This is a genomic window from Nocardioides sp. BE266 (assembly GCF_031457855.1).
GTDB lineage: Bacteria > Actinomycetota > Actinomycetes > Propionibacteriales > Nocardioidaceae > Nocardioides.
Map to the genome: position 1 here is coordinate 196,963 of NZ_JAURTI010000003.1, position 17,623 is coordinate 214,585.

Genomic DNA, 17,623 nt, shown 5'->3' on the forward strand with positions numbered 1-17,623 from the left:
GACGAGGTTACAGCCGACGGTTGGCCAGGGACGGGTTGGTGCGGCGTGCCGCGACGAGGTCGGCCCGGTCGAGGGTGGCCTCCAGCGTCTGCTCCGCACCGTCGGCCGCAGCGAGCTCCTGGCCCAGCGGCCCGAAGACCGCCGAGTGCCCGACGTAGCGCGGCTCGGGCTGGCCCGCCCCGACCACGAAGCAGGTGTTCTCGATCGCGCGCGCGGCGAGCAGCGTGCGCCAGTGCTCGACCTTGCGGTCGCCCGGCAGCCACGCAGAAGGTACGACGACCACCTCGGCGCCGGCGTCGACGAGCCGGCGGGCCAGCTCGGGGAAGCGCAGGTCGTAGCAGGTCATCAGCCCGACCTGCCAGCCCGCGACCTCCACCACGACCGGCTCCAGTGCGCCACCGGTCAGCCGCTCGGACTCCTTGTAGCCGAAGGAGTCGTAGAGGTGGATCTTGCGGTAGGACGCCTTCGCGCCACCGCCCACCACGAGCGTGTTGTAGGGGCGCTCGGGGTCGTCGGCGACCTCGAACATCCCGGCCACGACCGTGCACGACGCGGCGTCGGCGGCGTGGGAGACCTCCTGGGCGAAGGGCCCGTCGAGCGGCTCGGCGAAGGGGCTGACGTCCGAGCCGGCCTGGCCGAAGTCGCGGGCGAAGGCCTCGGGGAAGACCACCAGGTCGGCGCCCGGCGTCACGCCCTCCGCCAGCCGCGCCCGGTTGTCGGCAGGGTCGAGCCCGCTCGCCCACTGCTGGACACGCACGCGCAGCTGGTCACCCATGGCTCCAGCGTAGGCACACATCCTCCGGCTGGGAGGATGAACCCCATGGACCTCGACCTCACCGCGGCCGGCTTCTGCGGCGTCGTCCTGGCGGGCGGCACGGCCGCGCGGATGGACGGGGTCGACAAGGCGAGCGTCGAGCTCGGTGGGCGGACCTTGCTGGAGCTCGCGATCGACGCGTTCCTCGACGCCGACGAGGTCGTCGTGGTCGCACCGGAGGCCGTCCCCACGGCGCGGCCCGTCACCTTCGTCTGCGAGGACCCGCCGCGCGGCGGGCCGGTGGCGGGGCTCCTCACCGGCGTCGACGCGCTGCTGCGACGACCCCGCCTGGTCGGGGTGCTCGCGGTCGACATGCCTCGCACGACGTCGTACACGATGCGGCGGCTGCGCGAGGCCTCCGCCGGGCACGATGGCGCCTTCCTGGCCGACGCGTCGGGGCGACGGCAGCTGGCCGGCGTGCTCGACGCGGCCCGGCTCGCGGCGGTGCGACCCGACCTCGAGGGCCAGCACGGCATGCCGTTGCACCGCCTGCTGGCACCGCTCGACCTCGCGCTCGTGCCCGCAACCGGGGACGAGGCGGTCGACGTCGACACGTGGTCGGACCTCCGCGACCTGAGCGGCTAGACACGCCCGGATCGCCCCGTTCCGGCCCGTTTTCCTTGCGGGGCGCGGGTTGATTGCGAGACATTGGCCTCGTGAACCTCCACGACTGGATCGACGAGCTCAGCGACGTGCTCGACGTCGAGACAGAGGTCGACGAGGCGCTGATCCTCGACCTTGCGAAGGTGGCCGCGGACAACGTGCAGAGGACGGCCGCGCCCATCACGGCGTACCTCCTCGGCTTCGCGGCAGGTGCCGCCGACGCCGACCCCGACGAGGTCGAGAAGCTGGCTGGCCGTGCGCAGCAGCTCGCCGAGAGCTGGGACAAGCCGGCCGACGCGCCCGACCCCGACGACATCGACGACGACGTGCCCGACGACTCCTCGGTCGACCACACCGACGACGCGTACGAGGACTGACCGGCCCGTGCGCGCTGCAGTCACCTCCGGGGCCGGCGGCCCCGACGTCCTGTCCGTCGGCGAGGTCGCCGACCCCCGCCCGGGCGCCGGCGAGGTCCTCGTCGAGGTCGTCGCGACCGCCGTCAACCGCGCCGACACCCTCCAGCGGATGGGCTTCTACCCGCCCCCGCCCGGTGCCTCCGACGTCATCGGCCTCGAGTGCAGCGGCCGGATCGTCGAGCTCGGCGAGGGCGTGGAGGGCTGGTCGGTCGGCGACGAGGTGTGCTGCCTGCTCGCCGGTGGCGGGTACGCCGAACGCGTGGCGGTGCCGGTCGGCCAGGTCATGCCGGTCCCGGCCGGCGTACCCCTCCTCGAGGCGACGGCCCTCCCCGAGGTCGCGGCCACCGTGTGGTCCAACGTCTTCATGGCAGCGCACCTCGCCAAGGGCGAGCGGTTCCTCGTGCACGGCGGTGCCGGCGGCATCGGCACGATGGCGATCCAGCTCGCCGCGGCCCGCGGCGCGGAGGTCTACGCGACCGCCGGGTCCGCCGAGAAGCTGGAGCTCTGCCGCTCGCTCGGCGCGACCCGGGCGATCAGCTATCGCGACGAGGACTTCGTCGAGGTCATGAGGGAGCTCGGCGGCGCCGACGTCGTGCTCGACAACATGGGCGCGAGCTACCTCGGCCGCAACGTCGACGCGCTCGCCACCGGCGGCCGCCTGGTGATCATCGGCATGCAGGGCGGCACCAAGGGCGAGCTCGACATCAACGCCCTCCTCCGCAAGCGCGCCTCGGTCACCGCCACCTCGCTCCGCGCCCGGCCTCTCGCCGAGAAGGCCGCGATCTGCTGCGGGGTCGTGGAGAACGTCTGGCCCCTCGTCGCCTCCGGCGCGATCAAGCCCGTCGTCGGGACCACGCTCCCGCTCGACGAGGTCGCCACCGCCCACCAGCTCATGGAGGACGGCGGCCATTCGGGGAAGATCCTGCTGACCCTCTGATCGCCGGCCCCAGATGAGCGGTGGTCCACCACCATTCCAGGGCCGCCGAATGGAGGTGGACCACCGCCCATCCGCGCGGCGGGACCGACACGCCGTACGAGCGGTGGCGGACCCACATTCCAGGGCCGCCGAATGTAGGTGGACCACCGCCCGCCCCGCGCCGGGAGCGGCACGGGGTGCCCCGGCTAGGGTCGTGGCATGACCGAGGAGCAGCCCGAGCAGAGCGCCACGCCCGCCGACGACGGTGAGGACCAGGTGGTCGTGATCGGACCGGACGGTCAGCCGATCGGCACGATCCCGGCGAGCGCGCTGCCGCCGATGGCGCAGGTCGCCGCCTCCGACGACGACGGCGACGGTGAGGGCGAGCGCCACATCACCGAGCTGGTGGAGCAGCCCGCGAAGGTGATGCGGATCGGCAGCATGATCCGCCAGCTGCTCGAGGAGGTGAAGGCGGCCCCGCTCGACGAGGCCAGCCGCCAGCGCCTCAAGGAGATCCACGCCGCCTCGATCAAGGAGCTGGAGTCGGGCCTGGCGCCCGAGCTGGTCGAGGAGCTCGACCGGCTCTCGCTGCCGTTCACCGAGGAGGGCACGCCGTCCGAGGGCGAGCTGCGGATCGCGCAGGCCCAGCTGGTCGGGTGGCTCGAAGGCCTGTTCCACGGCATCCAGACCGCGATCTACGCCCAGCAGGTCGCCTCGCGCGCGCAGCTGGAGCAGATGCGCCGCGCGCTCCCGGCCGGCTCCGACCAGGGGGCACACCCGCCGATGGGCATGCCCCAGCCGCCGCCCGGTCAGTCCGACGAGGGCTCCGGCAGCGGCGGGATGTACCTCTAGCGCCGAGCCAGGCGGCGTACGAGCACGAGGCCGAGCAGGCCGATGATCGCCGCGGCCGCACCGGGCGCGGCCATCCGCGCGAACCCGGGCGGGGCCGAGTCCTCGACCTTCTCGAACACCGCCTCCGGCGGCGGGGGCGGCTCGACCGAGGTGCCCTCACCGAGGATCTTCTCGATCTTCTGGACCTTCGTCGGGTTGGCGACGCTCGTGCCGCCGCAGCTGTCGGCCTGGTAGGGCGCCTCGGTGCCGGTCGCGAAGAAGACGTAGGCCGTGCCGACCCCGAGCGCGCCGAGCCCGCAGGCGTTGCGCCCGCCGGCCGACTCGACCATGGTCGAGCGCTCCGGCTCGCCCTGGTAGGCGCGGGAGGCGGTGATCGAGTACGTGTGGTCCTTGCCCTCCGTGGCGACGGCGTCGACGGTGCCGATGAAGATGACGTCGGCCTTCTTCACCTGCTGGGCCAGCTGACCCTGCTTGCAGGTGCACTCGGCCGAGGCCGGCGCACTGACGGTGACGACCAGTCCCAGGCACGCGAGCAGCAGGGCAGCAGCGAGTCGGGCGGTGCGGGTCATGGCGGGCAGCCTAGCGAGAGAGGTCGAAGAGCTCGGTGAGCACCGTGGCGACCCCGTCGTCGTCGTTGGTCGGCGCCAGGTGGTCGGCAAGCTCCTGCACCGTCTCGTGCGCGTTGGCCATGGCGTACGACGTCCCGGCCCACTCCAGCATCGGGAGGTCGTTGGGCATGTCGCCGAACGCGACGACGTGCTCGGGCCCGAGACCCATCTCGGCGGCGACCCGGGCGAGAGTCGTCGCCTTGGTGACACCGGCCGCGCTGATCTCCACGAGCGCGAAGGAGGACGACCACGTGGTGACGACCGAGTCGCCCACTGCCTCGGCCACCCGGCTCCAGAACACCTCCGGGTCGAGGTCGCGGTGCACGGCCAGGACCTTCACGACGTCGTCGCGGAAGATGTCCTCCCACGCCCCCTGCGTGCGCTCCTCGCGGTCGTCGGGGTGCGTGGGGAAGTCGACCTCGCTGGCCCAGCCGGAGATGTGCTCGATCGCGAAGGTCGTGCCGGGCACGGCCGCGCGCACCGCCTCGGCGAGGGCGAGGCCGACCTCGCGCGTGACCGGCCAGTGGTCGCGCACCTGCCGCGCGGCGACGTCGTACACGATCCCGCCGTTGCTGCAGATCGCCAGCCCGTGGCCGCCGACGGCGTCCCACAGCCCCTCCATCCAGCGGATCGGCCGGCCGGTGGTGAACACGACGGGTACGCCGGTGGCGTCGAGCTCGTCGAGCACCGCGCGGGTGCGAGCGGAGACCTGTCCCTCCGAGTCGAGCAGCGTGCCGTCGAGGTCGGTCGCGACGAGGCGCGGCGTCACGCGGGGTCCCGGAGCGAGAGGGTCACGGTCAGGTCGTCGCCCTCCTCGACGTCGGCCGCGACGCGGATCGCCTTCTTGACCGGCAGCACGAAGCTGCCGGAGCCGGCGTCGGGGAAGACGCTGGTGTCCCAGGCCTTGCCGGCGGCCTCGACGTGCACGCGCACGGACCCGAAGCCGCGCGGCTCACCGGACCGCTGGCGGATCTCGTCGGCCACCTCGAGCGGCAGGGTCACGAAGCTCCACGCGCCGGCGTCGGCCGACTCCTCACGCGCGGTCCAGCGCCACAGCGGCGCGGTGAACGTGAAGGAGTCCACGTCAGCCACCGGCGGGCGGGAACCAGCGCGACATCTCGACCGCGGCACCGTCGTCGTGGACGCTCTCGGTGACGTGGTCCGCGGCCGCCTTGACCTCCTCGACCGCCTGGCCCATCGCCACACCGCGACCGGCCCAGCGCAGCATCTCGATGTCGTTGCGCCCGTCCCCGATGGCGAGTACGTCGCTCGCGTCGAGGCCCAGCGCCTCGCACACGTGCGCGAGGCCGGAGGCCTTCGAGACGCCGACCGGGGAGAGGTCGAGCCAGGCCGTCCAGCCCACGACGTAGTCGGTGCCGTGCAGGCCGAGGCGGGCGCCGAGGTCGACGAAGTCCTGCGCCGTGGCCTCGGGGTCGCGGATGATCACGCGGCTGACGGGTTCGCCGACGATGTCGTCGACCTCGGTGATGATCTGCTCGCCGGAGATCTCGCCCTCGGGGAAGACCCGGTTGACGCGGTAGCCGCCGACGCCGCGCTCCTCGACCGCGACGAGGGCGTTCGGGTGGTGCTCGAGCACCGCCGCGACCGCCGGAGCGGCGTCGAAGGTCTCCTCGTGGACGACCTCCATCGGCGGGTAGCGGAACACCACCGCGCCGTTGGACGCCACGATCCAGAGCCGGTCGGTGCCCTCACGCGGCACGTCGAGCAGGTCCGCGATGCGCGTCATGCCGTGCGGCGAGCGGCCGCTGGACAGCACGACGTGCGCACCGGCGTCGAGCGCGCGGTGCACGGCGTCGTACACCGCCGGCGGGATGGTCTCGTAGTCCTCGGTCTGCCCGTCGACCCATGCGAGCAGGGTGCCGTCGATGTCGAGCGCGACGACCTTCGGCGTCCAGTCAGCCAAGGGGTTTGATGACCTCCAGCCCGCCCAGGTAGGGGCGGAGCGCCTGGGGGACGGTGACCGAGCCGTCCTCGTTCTGGTGGGTCTCGAGCACGGCGACGATGGCGCGGGTGATCGCGGTCAGCGTGCCGTTGAGGGTCGCGACCGGGGTCGTCTGGCCGTCCTCACGCATGCGGATGTCGAGGCGACGCGACTGGAAGTCGGTGCAGTTCGACGTCGAGGTGAGCTCGCGGTACTTGCCCTGCGTCGGGATCCACGCCTCGCAGTCGAACTTGCGCTGCGCGCTGAGGCCGAGGTCACCGGCGGCCACGTCGATGACGCGGTAGGCCAGCTCGAGCTTGTCGAGGAACTCCTTCTCCCAGCCCAGCAGCCGCTCGTGCTCGGCGTACGACTCCTCGAGGGTCGTGTAGACGAACATCTCGACCTTGTCGAACCAGTGCACCCGGATGATGCCCTTGGTGTCCTTGCCGTGGCTGCCGGCCTCCTTGCGGAAGCACGGGCTGAAGGCGGCGTAGCGCCGGGGCAGCGTGGCGCCGTCGAGGATCTCGTCGGAGTGGTAGGCCGCCATCGCGACCTCGCTGGTGCCGACGAGGTAGAGGTCCTCGCCCTCGATCCGGTAGACGTCGTCGGCGGCCTGGCCGAGGAAGCCGGTGCCCTCCATGGCACGCGGCTTGACCAGCGACGGGGCGATCACCTGGGTGAAGCCGGCGTTGCGGGCCTGGTCCATCGCCATGTTCACCAGCGCGAGCTCGAGCTGCGCGCCGACGCCGGTGAGGAAGTAGAAGCGCGAGCCGCTGACCTTGGCGCCGCGCTCGAGGTCGATCGCGCCGAGCATCTTGCCGAGCTCGATGTGGTCGCGCGGCTCGAAGTCGAACTCGCGCGGGGTGCCGACGTGCTCGAGCACCACGAAGTCGTCCTCGCCGCCGGCCGGGGCCTCGTCGGCGGCCGGGTTGGGGATCGCCTTGATGGCGTCGTCCCACTCGGCCTCGGCGGCGTTGCGGGCGGCCTCGGCGTCCTTCACGCCCGCGGCCAGCTCCTTGACCTGGGCGAGCAGGGCCTGCTTCTCCTCACCCTGCGCCTTCGCGACGAGGGCGCCGCTGGCCTTCTGCTCGGCCCGCTTGGCCTCGAAGTCGGCGATCGCCTGCCGGCGCGCGGAGTCGGCCGCCAGCGCCCGGTCGACCACGTCGTCGGACAGCCCGCGCTTGGCCTGGGCGGCACGGATGCGGTCGGGGTCGTCACGGAGGAGGCGCGGGTCGATCATGGTCAAAGGCTATCCGTCGCGAGATCGGGTTCTCGACTCGGTTTGGGCATACTTCGCGGGTGACCCCCGCCTCCCGCACCCGCACCCTCACCTGGGCCGGCCTCGCCGTCGTCCTGTTCGGGATCCTCGGGTGGCTCGTCACGCGCGACCGGTCGCCGCTCGACCAGCTCGACGTCGAGGGCAAGCGGCTCGAGGACTGGGCCGACGACTACTCGCTCCTCGTCGACGGGCTGCGCATCATCGAGGTCTCCTTCGGCACGCTCGGGATGACCGTGCTGACGGTGCTGCTCGTCGTCACCTTGTTCGTACGACGCCAGCGCTGGGCAGCTCTGCTGGCCGCCGTGGTGATGACCGTGACCTCGCTCGCCACCACCGGGATCAAGGTCTGGCTGGGCCGTGACCGGCCGAGCTGGCAGGACACGCTCGGCCTGCACGAGACCTACAGCTTCCCGTCCGGGCACGCCTCCTCGACGGCCGCCTTCGCGGCGATCCTGGTGATGCTGCTCGTGCTCTTCGTGCGGCGGGCGAGCCTGCGTCGTACCGGAATCGCGGTGGTCGTCGCGATGTGGCTCCTGGTCTGCCTCGACCGGCTGCTGCTCGGCCGCCACTTCCCCAGCGACGTCATCGGCGGCTCGCTCCTGGGCCTCGCCGTCTTCCTCGTCGCGCTCGCCTTCATCGATCCGCGGCCGCGCTCGATCGCCGCCAAGGCCGAGCCGCTGCCCGAGGTCTACGCCTCCGAGCGCAAGCTCGCGGTGGTCCTCAACCCGATCAAGGTCGAGGACGTCGGCCAGTTCCGCGCGATCGTCAGCGCGATGGCCAAGGAGTCGGGCTGGTCCGAGCCGACCTGGCAGTACACGACCGTCGAGGACCCCGGCACCGGCATGGCCGAGCAGGCCGCCGTCTCGGGGGCCGACCTGGTGATGGTCTGCGGCGGCGACGGCACGGTGCGCGAGGTGTGTGCTGAGCTCGCCGGCACCGGCATCCCCGTCGGGATCATCCCCGCCGGCACCGGCAACCTGCTGGCCCGCAACCTCGACATCCCGCTCTACCTGCGCTCGGCGATCGACGTCGCGCTCAACGGCCAGGACCGGGCCATCGACCTGGTCGAGGTCGGCGGCGACGGCATCGAGGACACCCACTTCATGGTGATGGCCGGCATGGGCTTCGACGCCGCGATCATGGAGGGCGTCAACGAGGACATCAAGAAGAAGATCGGCTGGGTCGCCTACATCCTGTCCGGCCTCAAGTCGCTGATGTTCCCGGCGGTGAAGATCGAGATCCAGATCGACGACGCCGAGCCCACCGTCCACCGGGCCCGCACCGTCGTGGTCGGCAACGTCGGCTTCCTCCAGGCCGGCATGCCCCTGCTGCCCGACGCCGCGATCGACGACGGCGTCCTCGACGTGGTGATCCTGCACCCGCGCAAGTTCCTCTCGTGGATCCCGCTCGCGGTGCGCGTGCTCGCCAAGAGCCAGACCGTCGACGAGCTGATCGACCGCCGCACCGGCTCCCGCGTCCGGATCAAGGCCTCCGCCGACACCCCCCGCCAACTCGACGGCGACTCCATCGGCGAGGGCCGCGAGCTCTGGATGGAGTGCATCCACGGCCGCCTGCTGGTCCGCGTGCCGCGCTGAGGCCTAGCCCTCGCCGCCCGCTGTAACGCCGGGTTGGTGCTTGTAGGCACCCCCTCCGGGGATAGGTAGAACAAGCACTAACCCGGCGTTACAGCGGGGGTGGCCCGAGGAACCGGTAGCCCATCCCGGGCTCGGTGACGAACAGCACCGGCTGGGTCGGGTCGTCCTCGAGCTTGCGCCGGATGCTGGCCAGGTGGACGCGGAGGTAGTTGGTCTGCTTCTCGTACGCCGGCCCCCACACCTCGCGCAGGAGCTCGGCCTGGCGGACGAGCCGGCCGCGGCGACGCGCGAGCACGTCGACGATGCGCCACTCGATCGGCGTCAGGTGGATCTCCTCGCCGGCGCGGACGGCGCGCGAGTCGGTGAGGTCGAGGAGCAGGTCGCCGACCTCGACGACGAGGTCGGGCTCCTCCCGGCCGGCGCGGCGCGATGTCGCCCGCACCCGGGCGAGCAGCTCCTCGATCGAGAACGGCTTGGTGATGAAGTCGTCGGCGCCGAGGTCGAGCGCCTCGACCTTGTCGTCGGACTCCGACCGGGCCGAGACCACGATGACCGGCACCTGCGTGAACGATCGCAGCTGCCTCAGTACGGCGATCCCGTCGAGGTCGGGGAGGCCGAGGTCGAGCAGCACGACGTCGGGCATCCTCTCGTCCACGACCTGGAGCGCCGACCGGCCGTCCCCGGCCGTCTCGACCTCGTAGTCGCGGGCGCGCAGGTTGATCGACAACGTGCGCCGCATCGCCGGGTCGTCGTCGACGACGAGGACGAACGTCATCGGGCCTCGCTCAGGTCGCTGGCGGGCGCCGCCGTCGGGTGGGGCAGCGCGGGGAGCTCGAGGACGAACGTCAGTCCGCCGCCCGGGGTCTCCTCGGTGGTGATGGTGCCACCCATCGCCTCGGTGAAGCCGCGGGCCACTGCGAGGCCCAATCCGACACCGTCCTGCTGCGGCACGTCGCCGAGCCGCTGGAACGGCGCGAACAGGCGGGCCTGGTCGTGGTCGGTCACGCCGGGCCCGGTGTCGGCGACGCGCAGGATCGCGCGGTCTCCCGCGACCGTCGCGTCGATGCGCACCTGCGCGGACTCGGGCGTGTACTTCAACGCGTTCTCGCAGATGTTGGCCAGCACCCGGTCGAGCAGGCCGGCGTCGGCCAGCACGAGCACGTCGGCGGGTGTGGCGACCTCGATCCGCTCGCTCCCGGCCAGTGGCGCCAGGCTCGCCCGCACGGCCTCGCCGAGGTCGACCTCGGCCAGGGCCACGCTCACCGAGCCCGTGTTGATCCGGCTCATGTCGAGCAGGTTGGCGACGAGCGCGGTGAGCCGGTCCGTCGACTCCTCGATGGTCTGCAGCAGCTCGGCCTCGTCCTGGGGCGACCAGTCGACCTCCCCGTTGCGCAGGCTCGCCACGGCCACCTTGGCGGCGGCGAGCGGGTTGCGCAGGTCGTGCGACACGGCGGCGAGCAGCGCGGTCCGCGTCCGGTCGACCTCGGTCAGCCGCAACCGCTCGACCTCGGCGACGGTGGCCGCACGGCGCTCGGCCATCACCTTCGCGTAGGCGGCGTACGCGTTGAGCAGGCCGCGCTCGGACGCCGGCAGCGTGGCTCCGGCGAGCACGAGCGTGCTGTGGTCGTCGATCGCCGCGGACATGTCCGCGCGCTCGACCGACGCGGGCGGCGTGCCACAGCTCGCCACCACCGTCTCGGCACCGGAGGGCTCGCGCCTGACCACCGCCGCTCCGGTCGCGTTGAAGAGCCGGCACGCCGAGGAGAGCAGTCCGGCCGTGTCGTCGGCCGAGGTCAGCAGGCTGTGGGCGAGGACCGTGAGCGCGTCCGCCTCCGCCCGCGCCGACATCGCCTGCGCCGTGCGGCGCGCTGCGTTGTCGACCACCGTGGCCACCGCGATGCCCACCGCGACGAAGATCGAGATGGTGACGACGTTCTCGGGCTCGGCGATCGTCAGCGTGTAGAGCGGCGGGGTGAAGAGGTAGTTCAACATCAACGCCGACACGATCGCCGCGACGATGGCGGGTGCGAGCCCGCCGATCAGTGCGGTGGCCACGACCACGACCATCAGCGACATCGCCTCGATGGGCAGGCCGTGCAGGTCGGCGGTGAGGTAGAGCAGCCCGCTCAGCACACCGGGTACGACCACGCCGAAGACCAGACCGGCCAGCCGTCGTCGCGGTCCGAGGTTGTCGACCGCCGGCCGGAGGGAGGACCGCCGGGCGTAGTCGTGCGTGACGATGTGCACGTCGATGTCGCCCGAGCCGGTGACCACCCGCTCGCCGACGCCGGGCCGCAGGAGGGTCGAGATCCGTCCGCGTCGGCTCGCGCCGATCACGACCTGGGTGGCGTTCTCCGCCCGCGCGAAGGACAGGATCGCCTCGGCGGCGTCGTCGCCCACGACGGTGTGGAACGTGCCGCCGAGCTCCTCGGCCTTCGCCGCCAGCCGGGTGAGCTGGTCGGGCGAGATCCCGGTGAGCCCGTCCTGCCGGGTGACGTAGAGCGCCTGCCACTCACCGCCCGAGCGGCGCGTCGCGATGCGTGCCGCCCGCCGCATCAGCGTCGACGACTCCGGCCCCCCGCTGACAGGTACGACGATGCGCTCGCGCGTCGCCCACGTCGACTCGATCTCGTGCTCGTCGCGGTAGCGCTCGAGGCCCTCGTCGACCCGGTCGGCGAGCCACAGGAGTGCGAGCTCGCGGAGCGCGGTGAGGTTGCCCTCGCGGAAGTAGCGCGACAACGCGGCGTCGATCTTCTCGGCCGTGTAGATGTTGCCGTGTGCCATCCGGCGCCGCAGGGCCTGCGGGCTCATGTCGACGAGCTCGATCTGGTCCGCGGCGCGCACCACCTGGTCCGGCACCGTCTCGCGCTGCCGGACCCCCGTGATCGACTCCGTCACGTCGTTGAGCGACTCCAGGTGCTGGATGTTGACGGTCGTGATGACCTCGATGCCCGCGTCGAGCAGCGCCTCGACGTCCTGCCACCGCTTCTCGTGGGTGCTGCCCGGCACGTTGGTGTGCGCGAGCTCGTCGACCAGCACCACCTCGGGCCGGCGCTCGAGGATCGCGGCCAGGTCCATCTCCTCCTGGATCGTCCCGCGGTAGTCGATGCGGCGGCGCGGCACGACCTCGAGCCCCTCGACGCCCCGCTCGGTCTTCGGTCGACCGTGGGTCTCGACGTAGCCGACGACCAGGTCGGTGCCACGCTCGAGCCTCCGGTGGCCCTCGTCGAGCATCGCGTACGTCTTGCCCACCCCGGGCGCGGCGCCGAGGTAGACACGAAGGCGTCCGCGATCCATGGGGTCAGTCTCCACCCACGACGGCGGCGCGCACCGCCACGTTGAGCTCGAGCACGTTCACGCCGGGTTCCCCGAGGAAGCCGAGACTCCGGCCGTCCGTCGACTCCTCGATCAGCTGCTCGACGTCCTCGAGGTCGAGCCCGTTGGCCTCGGCCACCCGCGGCGCCTGCAGTTCGGCGTACGTGGGCGAGATGTGCGGGTCGAGCCCGGACGCCGACGCGGTGACGGCGTCGGCCGGCACCTCCGAGGGGTCGACGCCCTCGCGCGCGGCCACCTCGGCCTTCCGGTCCTGGATCGAGCCGATCAGGTCGGGATCGAGCGGGCCGAGGTTGCTCGGTGCCGAGGCGAGCGTGTCGTAGTCGTTGAGCGAGGGCCGCGAGAGGAACCACTGGTCGCCCCCGAACTGCTGGCCGATCAGGCGGGAGCCGACGACCTGGCCGTCGACGCGCACGGGCGAGCCGTCGGCGCGGTCGCCGAACGCCTGGCCGGCCGCCCACACGGCGGCCGGGTAGCCGACGCCGAGCAGGACGGTCATGACGAGGAGGAGGCGCAGGCCGGCGAGGGACTGGCGGTAGAGGTCGGTGAACATGTCAGATCCCTGGGATGGTCGAGACGAGCAGGTCGATGAGCTTGATGCCGACGAACGGCACGAGGATCCCGCCGAGGCCGAAGACGAGGATGTTGCGGCGCAGCACCGACGTCGCGGACGCCGCACGGAAGCGGACGCCGCGCAGGGCCAGGGGGATGAGGGCGACGATGATCAGGGCGTTGAAGACGACCGCCGAGAGGATCGCCGACTGCGGCGTGGCCAGGCCCATCACGTTGAGCCGGTCCAGCGACGGGTAGGCCGTCACGAACATCGCGGGGATGATCGCGAAGTACTTCGCGACGTCGTTGGCGATGGAGAACGTGGTCAGCGCACCGCGGGTGATGAGCAGCTGCTTGCCGATCTCGACGATGTCGATGAGCTTCGTCGGGTCGGAGTCGAGGTCGACCATGTTGCCGGCCTCCTTCGCAGCGGCGGTGCCGCTGTTCATCGCGACGCCCACGTCGGCGGCGGCCAGTGCCGGGGCGTCGTTGGTGCCGTCACCGGTCATCGCGACGAGCCGGCCGCCCTCCTGCTCCTGGTGGATGTAGGCCATCTTGTCCTCGGGCGTCGCCTCGGCGAGGAAGTCGTCGACACCTGCCTCGTCCGCGATCGCCCGCGCGGTCAGGGCGTTGTCGCCGGTGATCATCACCGTGCGGATGCCCATCGCGCGCAGCTCGGCGAAGCGCTCGGACATGCCCTCCTTCACCACGTCCTTGAGGTGGATGACGCCGAGCACCGCACCGACTCCCGCGGTGTCCTTGCGCCCGATCACCAGCGGGGTGCCGCCGGCGCGGGAGATCTCGTCGACGGTGTCCTGCACCTCGCGGGGCTGCTCGAGCCCGAGCCACGCACCGATCGCGGACCCGGCGCCCTTGCGGACCTGTGTGCCGTCGGCCAGGTCGACGCCGGACATCCGGGTCTGCGCGGTGAACTCCACGAAGGTCGCGTCGCTCGGCAGGTCGTGGTCGTCGGCGCCCTGCAGGAGGGCGAGGTCGACGACGGAGCGCCCCTCCGGGGTCTGGTCGGCGAGGCTGGACAGGCGGGCGGTGTTGCGCAGCTCGTCGTGGCCGATGCCCGGGGCCGGCACGAACCGGCTGGCCTGCCGGTTGCCGTAGGTGATCGTGCCCGTCTTGTCGAGCAGCAGCGTGCTGACGTCGCCGGCGGCCTCGACGGCCCGCCCCGACATGGCGAGCACGTTGACGCGGACCAGGCGGTCCATGCCCGCGATGCCGATCGCGGACAGCAGCGCGCCGATGGTGGTCGGGATCAGGCAGACCAGCAGTGCGACCAGGACGACGACGTCCTGTGGCGCACCGGCGTACGTCGCCATGGGTGCCAGGGTCGCGACCGCGGCGAGGAAGACCAGGGTCAGGCTGGCGAGCAGGATCGAGAGCGCGATCTCGTTGGGCGTCTTGCGCCGCGAGGTGCCCTCGACCAGCGCGATCATCTTGTCGAGGAACGTCTCGCCCGCCGCCGCGGTGATGCGTACGACGATGCGGTCCGACAGCACGCGGGTGCCGCCGGTCACGGCGCTGCGGTCGCCGCCGGCCTCCCGGATGACCGGGGCGGACTCCCCGGTGATCGCCGACTCGTCGACCGACGCGATGCCCTCGACGATGTCGCCGTCGCCGGGGACGACGTCACCGGCCTCGACGACCACCAGGTCACCGACCTTCAGCTGCGTCGCAGGGACCTGCGACTCCGCGCCGTCGGTGCCGACCAGGCGGGCGACGGTGTCGGTGCGGGTGGCACGCAGGGAGGCCGCCTGGGCCTTGCCGCGGCCCTCGGCCACCGCCTCGGCGAGGTTGCCGAAGAGGACGGTGAGCCACAGCCACGCCGCGATGGCGACCGTGAAGGTGCTCGGGTCGGCGATGGCGTACGCCGTGGTGGCCACGGAGCCGAGCAGCACGAGGAACATCACCGGCGAGCGCCACATGTGGCGCGGGTCGAGCTTGCGCACGGCCTCGGGGAGCTGCCGGGCGCCCTGCCGCAGGAGGACGCCGAGCGTCATGCCAGCGGCCGGCCGGTGGGTGTGGTGGGTGTGGGGAGCCCGCACGGTCTCGTCGGGAGGGGTCGGGACAAGGGTGCTCATACGAGGGCCTCAGCAATCGGTCCGAGGGCGAGCGCCGGGAAGTAGGTGAGGCCGGTCATGATCACGATGACGCCGACCAGCATCCCGACGAACAGGGGCTTGTGGGTGGGGAGGGTGCCTGCCGTGACGGGCACCGTGCCCTGCGCGGCCAGCGAGCCGGCCAGGAGCAGGACGAGCACGATGGGCAGCAGCCGGCCGATGAGCATGGCCAGGCCCAGGGTTATCTGGAAGAAGTCCGAGGTCACGGTGATGCCGCCGAAGGCGCTGCCGTTGTTGTTGGCCGCCGACGTGAAGGCGTAGAGCACCTCGCTGAAGCCGTGCCCGCCGGAGTTGCCCATGGCGTCGGCCGTCGAGCTGCGCGCGATCGCGACGCCGGTGCCGACGAGCACGAGGGCTGGTGTGGCCAGCGTGTAGAGGGCGACGTACGTCATCTGCCGGGCGCTGATCTTCTTGCCGAGCAGCTCGGGGGTCCGGCCGACCATCAGGCCGGCTACGAAGACCGCGAGGATCGCCATCACGAGGATGCCGTAGATGCCGGCACCGACGCCGCCGGGCACGATCTCGCCCAGCATCATGTTGACCATCACGGCGCCGCCGCCGGTGGCGGTGAGCGAGTCGTGGGACGCGTTGACCGCGCCCGTCGACGTACCCGTCGTGGCGACCGCGAACAGCGCGGAGGCCCACTCGCCGAAGCGGGTCTCCTTGCCCTCCATCGCGGCGCCCGCGGCCTGGGCGGCCGGGGAGTGCGCGCCGACCTCGGCCCAGGTGGCCACGGCCAGCGAGACCGACCACAGCATGGCCATCACGCCGAGGACGGCGAGGCCCTGGCGGCGGTTCCCCAGCATCGTGCCGAGGGTGCGGGTCAGGCTGACCGGGAGCACCAGGATCATGAAGATCTCGAGGAAGTTCGTCCAGGCGGTGGGATTCTCGAACGGGTGCGCGGAGTTGGCGTTGAAGAAGCCACCGCCGTTGTTGCCGAGCTCCTTGATCGCCTCCTGGCTCGCGACCGGGCCGCCGGTGAGCACCTGCGAGTGCCCGGCCAGGGTGGTCATGGTCGAGTCCGCGAAGCTCTGCACGACGCCGCCGGCGACCAGCACCAGCGCAGCGACGAAGGACAGCGGCAGCAGGATGCGGATCGTGCCGCGGGTCAGGTCCACCCAGAAGTTCCCCAGCGCTCCGCTGCGTGAGCGGACGAAGCCCCGGACCAAGGCCACGGCGACGGCGATGCCGACCGCGGCGGAGAGGAAGTTCTGGACCGCCAGACCGGCCACCTGGGCGGTGAAGCCCAGGGTCGACTCACCGGCGTACGACTGCCAGTTGGTGTTGGTCACGAACGAGACCGCGGTGTTGAAGGACATCCAGAACGGCATGCCCGGCAGGTCGCGACCCATCGGCAGGGCGGCCTGGCCCACCAGGATCCCCATCAGGACCACGACGCTGACCAGGCTGAAGCCGACGACGCTGGTCGCGTAGGACCGCGCGCCCTGCTCGGCATCGGGGTCGACGCCGGTCAGGCGGTAGACGAGGCGCTCGACGCGCAGGTGCTTCGTGCTGGTGTAGACCCGGGCCATGTAGTCGCCCAGAGGGACGTACACGAGCGCCAGCAGGCCGACCAGGAGGGCGATCGTCAGGAGACCGCCGAGGGTGTCAGACACTAGAAACGCTCCGGGAAGACAAGGGCTGCGAGGACGTAGAGCGCGATGACGACCACCGCGACCACGAGCAGGCTGGATTCGATGCTCATGTCCTCCAGCAAACGCCCGCCGGGCGTCTGGTCGCGACGCCTTGACGCCGTCTTAGCGCTCGTTGACGAGCACTTGTCGCCCGTGTGGCGCGGGCCTCGTCAGGCGTCGACCAGGGGGGCGACCTGGTCGGCGAGGAGGACCGCGACCCGGCACTGCTCACGCGTGGGGCGTACGGCGCGGGTGGCGGCGGTGACCTCGAAGTGGCCGACCACCCGGGTCGAGCGGCGTACCTCGATGGCGACGTACTCGTCGACCGGGAGGCCGGTGCGGTCGACGTCGCGGTGGTGACCGTTCTGGGTGAGCACGCCGTCGTGGTCGAGCACGGCCATCCGGCGGTCGCGGACCGGGCCGGCGACGAAGCGGCACGAGTCGGCACCGAGCACGTCGGTGATCCCGGCCGCGACCACGTGGACGGCGTCGTCGGGACCGGAGGCACCGTCACTGACGGTGACCGCCGCGGAGAGCACGCCGTCGAGCCAGCCCGAGCGCCGCGACGCGCTCTCCTGCTGGCGCCGGCCCCAGATCGCCAGCTCGGTCACGGACGCGCCGATCACGACCAGCAGCACCGCCGCCTGGATGTCGTCGCCGTCCTCGATGGTCAGCCGCAGGTAGGGCTCGGTCAGGAAGAAGTCGAACCACACGGCGCTCGAGAGGGCGGCCAGCAGGCCCGCCACCCGGTCGCCGGTGGCCGCGGCTGCCACGATGCACAGCGCGAGCACCAGCACGGCGCTGGCAGCGGGCACCTGCTCCCGCATGCCGTAGAGGACTGCGCAGAGTGCGAACGGGACGATGGCGGCGGCGAGCCGGACGGGCGTCCTGGTCTGCCACCACGGGGTCAGGGTCGTGTCCATCCTTCGATGGAAGCACCGGCCGGC

18 protein-coding genes are annotated in these 17,623 nt (G+C 72.0%); 5 read left to right on the plus strand and 13 right to left on the minus strand.

Annotated elements, in window-relative coordinates:
* Positions 1-7 precede the first annotated feature (7 nt).
* Positions 8-775, minus strand: coding sequence for a carbon-nitrogen hydrolase family protein (locus J2X46_RS09525; protein WP_310249568.1), 768 nt, complete (start codon positions 773-775; stop codon positions 8-10).
* 45 nt (positions 776-820) lie between these two features.
* On the opposite strand from J2X46_RS09525, the gene J2X46_RS09530 reads away from it, so the two are divergent.
* The 4 genes from J2X46_RS09530 to J2X46_RS09545 all read left to right on the plus strand — a co-directional run bounded on the left by J2X46_RS09530 (position 821) and on the right by J2X46_RS09545 (position 3,601).
* Entirely contained in the window at positions 821-1,399 is a 579-nt protein-coding gene (locus tag J2X46_RS09530) for an NTP transferase domain-containing protein (protein WP_310249569.1), read from the plus strand.
* A 71-nt stretch (positions 1,400-1,470) separates the two neighbouring features.
* Positions 1,471-1,794, plus strand: coding sequence for a DUF6457 domain-containing protein (locus tag J2X46_RS09535; RefSeq protein ID WP_310249571.1), 324 nt, complete (start codon positions 1,471-1,473; stop codon positions 1,792-1,794).
* A gap of 7 nt (positions 1,795-1,801) precedes the next feature.
* Entirely contained in the window at positions 1,802-2,770 is a 969-nt protein-coding gene (locus J2X46_RS09540) for an NAD(P)H-quinone oxidoreductase (protein ID WP_310249573.1), read from the plus strand.
* 198 nt (positions 2,771-2,968) lie between these two features.
* On the plus strand, positions 2,969-3,601 hold the full coding sequence (locus tag J2X46_RS09545; RefSeq protein WP_310249574.1) for a bacterial proteasome activator family protein: 633 nt from the start codon (positions 2,969-2,971) through the stop codon (positions 3,599-3,601).
* On the opposite strand, the gene J2X46_RS09550 is transcribed toward J2X46_RS09545, so the two are convergent.
* The 5 genes from J2X46_RS09550 to serS are packed head-to-tail and all read right to left on the minus strand — an operon-like array spanning position 3,598 to position 7,391.
* Positions 3,598-4,170: a hypothetical protein gene (locus J2X46_RS09550; RefSeq protein WP_310249575.1), complete on the minus strand. Its 573-nt coding sequence runs from the start codon at positions 4,168-4,170 to the stop codon at positions 3,598-3,600. The two genes, J2X46_RS09545 and J2X46_RS09550, sit on opposite strands and share 4 nt — an antisense overlap.
* A 10-nt stretch (positions 4,171-4,180) precedes the next feature.
* Positions 4,181-4,978 carry an HAD family hydrolase gene (locus tag J2X46_RS09555; RefSeq protein ID WP_310249576.1) on the minus strand — a complete coding sequence of 266 codons (798 nt, stop codon included), beginning with the start codon at positions 4,976-4,978 and terminating at the stop codon, positions 4,181-4,183.
* Positions 4,975-5,292, minus strand: coding sequence for a DUF1905 domain-containing protein (locus tag J2X46_RS09560; RefSeq protein ID WP_310249577.1), 318 nt, complete (start codon positions 5,290-5,292; stop codon positions 4,975-4,977). Before J2X46_RS09560 ends, J2X46_RS09555 begins: the two co-directional genes overlap by 4 nt.
* A gap of 1 nt (position 5,293) precedes the next feature.
* A complete protein-coding gene (locus J2X46_RS09565; protein WP_310249579.1) occupies positions 5,294-6,133 on the minus strand; it encodes an HAD family hydrolase in 840 nt (279 codons plus the stop codon).
* Complete coding sequence (gene serS, locus J2X46_RS09570; protein ID WP_310249581.1) at positions 6,126-7,391, minus strand: serine--tRNA ligase; 1,266 nt, start codon at positions 7,389-7,391, stop codon at positions 6,126-6,128. The genes J2X46_RS09565 and serS overlap by 8 nt, the downstream gene beginning before the upstream one ends.
* Before the next feature lie 59 nt (positions 7,392-7,450).
* Between serS and J2X46_RS09575 the strand changes: the two genes are divergently transcribed.
* A complete protein-coding gene (locus tag J2X46_RS09575; protein WP_310249583.1) occupies positions 7,451-9,025 on the plus strand; it encodes a YegS/Rv2252/BmrU family lipid kinase in 1,575 nt (524 codons plus the stop codon).
* An 88-nt stretch (positions 9,026-9,113) separates the two neighbouring features.
* Here the strand turns inward: J2X46_RS09575 and J2X46_RS09580 are convergent, their stop codons facing one another.
* The 7 genes from J2X46_RS09580 to J2X46_RS09610 form a co-directional block, all read right to left on the minus strand.
* A complete protein-coding gene (locus tag J2X46_RS09580; RefSeq protein WP_310249585.1) occupies positions 9,114-9,800 on the minus strand; it encodes a response regulator transcription factor in 687 nt (228 codons plus the stop codon).
* Positions 9,797-12,322 carry a sensor histidine kinase KdpD gene (locus J2X46_RS09585; protein ID WP_310249586.1) on the minus strand — a complete coding sequence of 842 codons (2,526 nt, stop codon included), beginning with the start codon at positions 12,320-12,322 and terminating at the stop codon, positions 9,797-9,799. The genes J2X46_RS09580 and J2X46_RS09585 overlap by 4 nt, the downstream gene beginning before the upstream one ends.
* A 4-nt stretch (positions 12,323-12,326) precedes the next feature.
* Positions 12,327-12,911 carry a potassium-transporting ATPase subunit KdpC gene (kdpC, locus tag J2X46_RS09590; protein ID WP_310249587.1) on the minus strand — a complete coding sequence of 195 codons (585 nt, stop codon included), beginning with the start codon at positions 12,909-12,911 and terminating at the stop codon, positions 12,327-12,329.
* Between the two features lies 1 nt (position 12,912).
* Positions 12,913-15,003: a potassium-transporting ATPase subunit KdpB gene (kdpB, locus tag J2X46_RS09595; RefSeq protein WP_397213688.1), complete on the minus strand. Its 2,091-nt coding sequence runs from the start codon at positions 15,001-15,003 to the stop codon at positions 12,913-12,915.
* Complete coding sequence (gene kdpA / locus J2X46_RS09600) at positions 15,000-16,658, minus strand: potassium-transporting ATPase subunit KdpA (RefSeq protein WP_310249588.1); 1,659 nt, start codon at positions 16,656-16,658, stop codon at positions 15,000-15,002. Before kdpA ends, kdpB begins: the two co-directional genes overlap by 4 nt.
* Positions 16,658-16,747: a potassium-transporting ATPase subunit F gene (locus J2X46_RS09605; RefSeq protein ID WP_310249589.1), complete on the minus strand. Its 90-nt coding sequence runs from the start codon at positions 16,745-16,747 to the stop codon at positions 16,658-16,660. The genes kdpA and J2X46_RS09605 overlap by 1 nt, the downstream gene beginning before the upstream one ends.
* A gap of 99 nt (positions 16,748-16,846) precedes the next feature.
* Positions 16,847-17,599 carry a DUF4118 domain-containing protein gene (locus J2X46_RS09610; protein WP_310249591.1) on the minus strand — a complete coding sequence of 251 codons (753 nt, stop codon included), beginning with the start codon at positions 17,597-17,599 and terminating at the stop codon, positions 16,847-16,849.
* Positions 17,600-17,623: the final 24 nt, after the last annotated feature.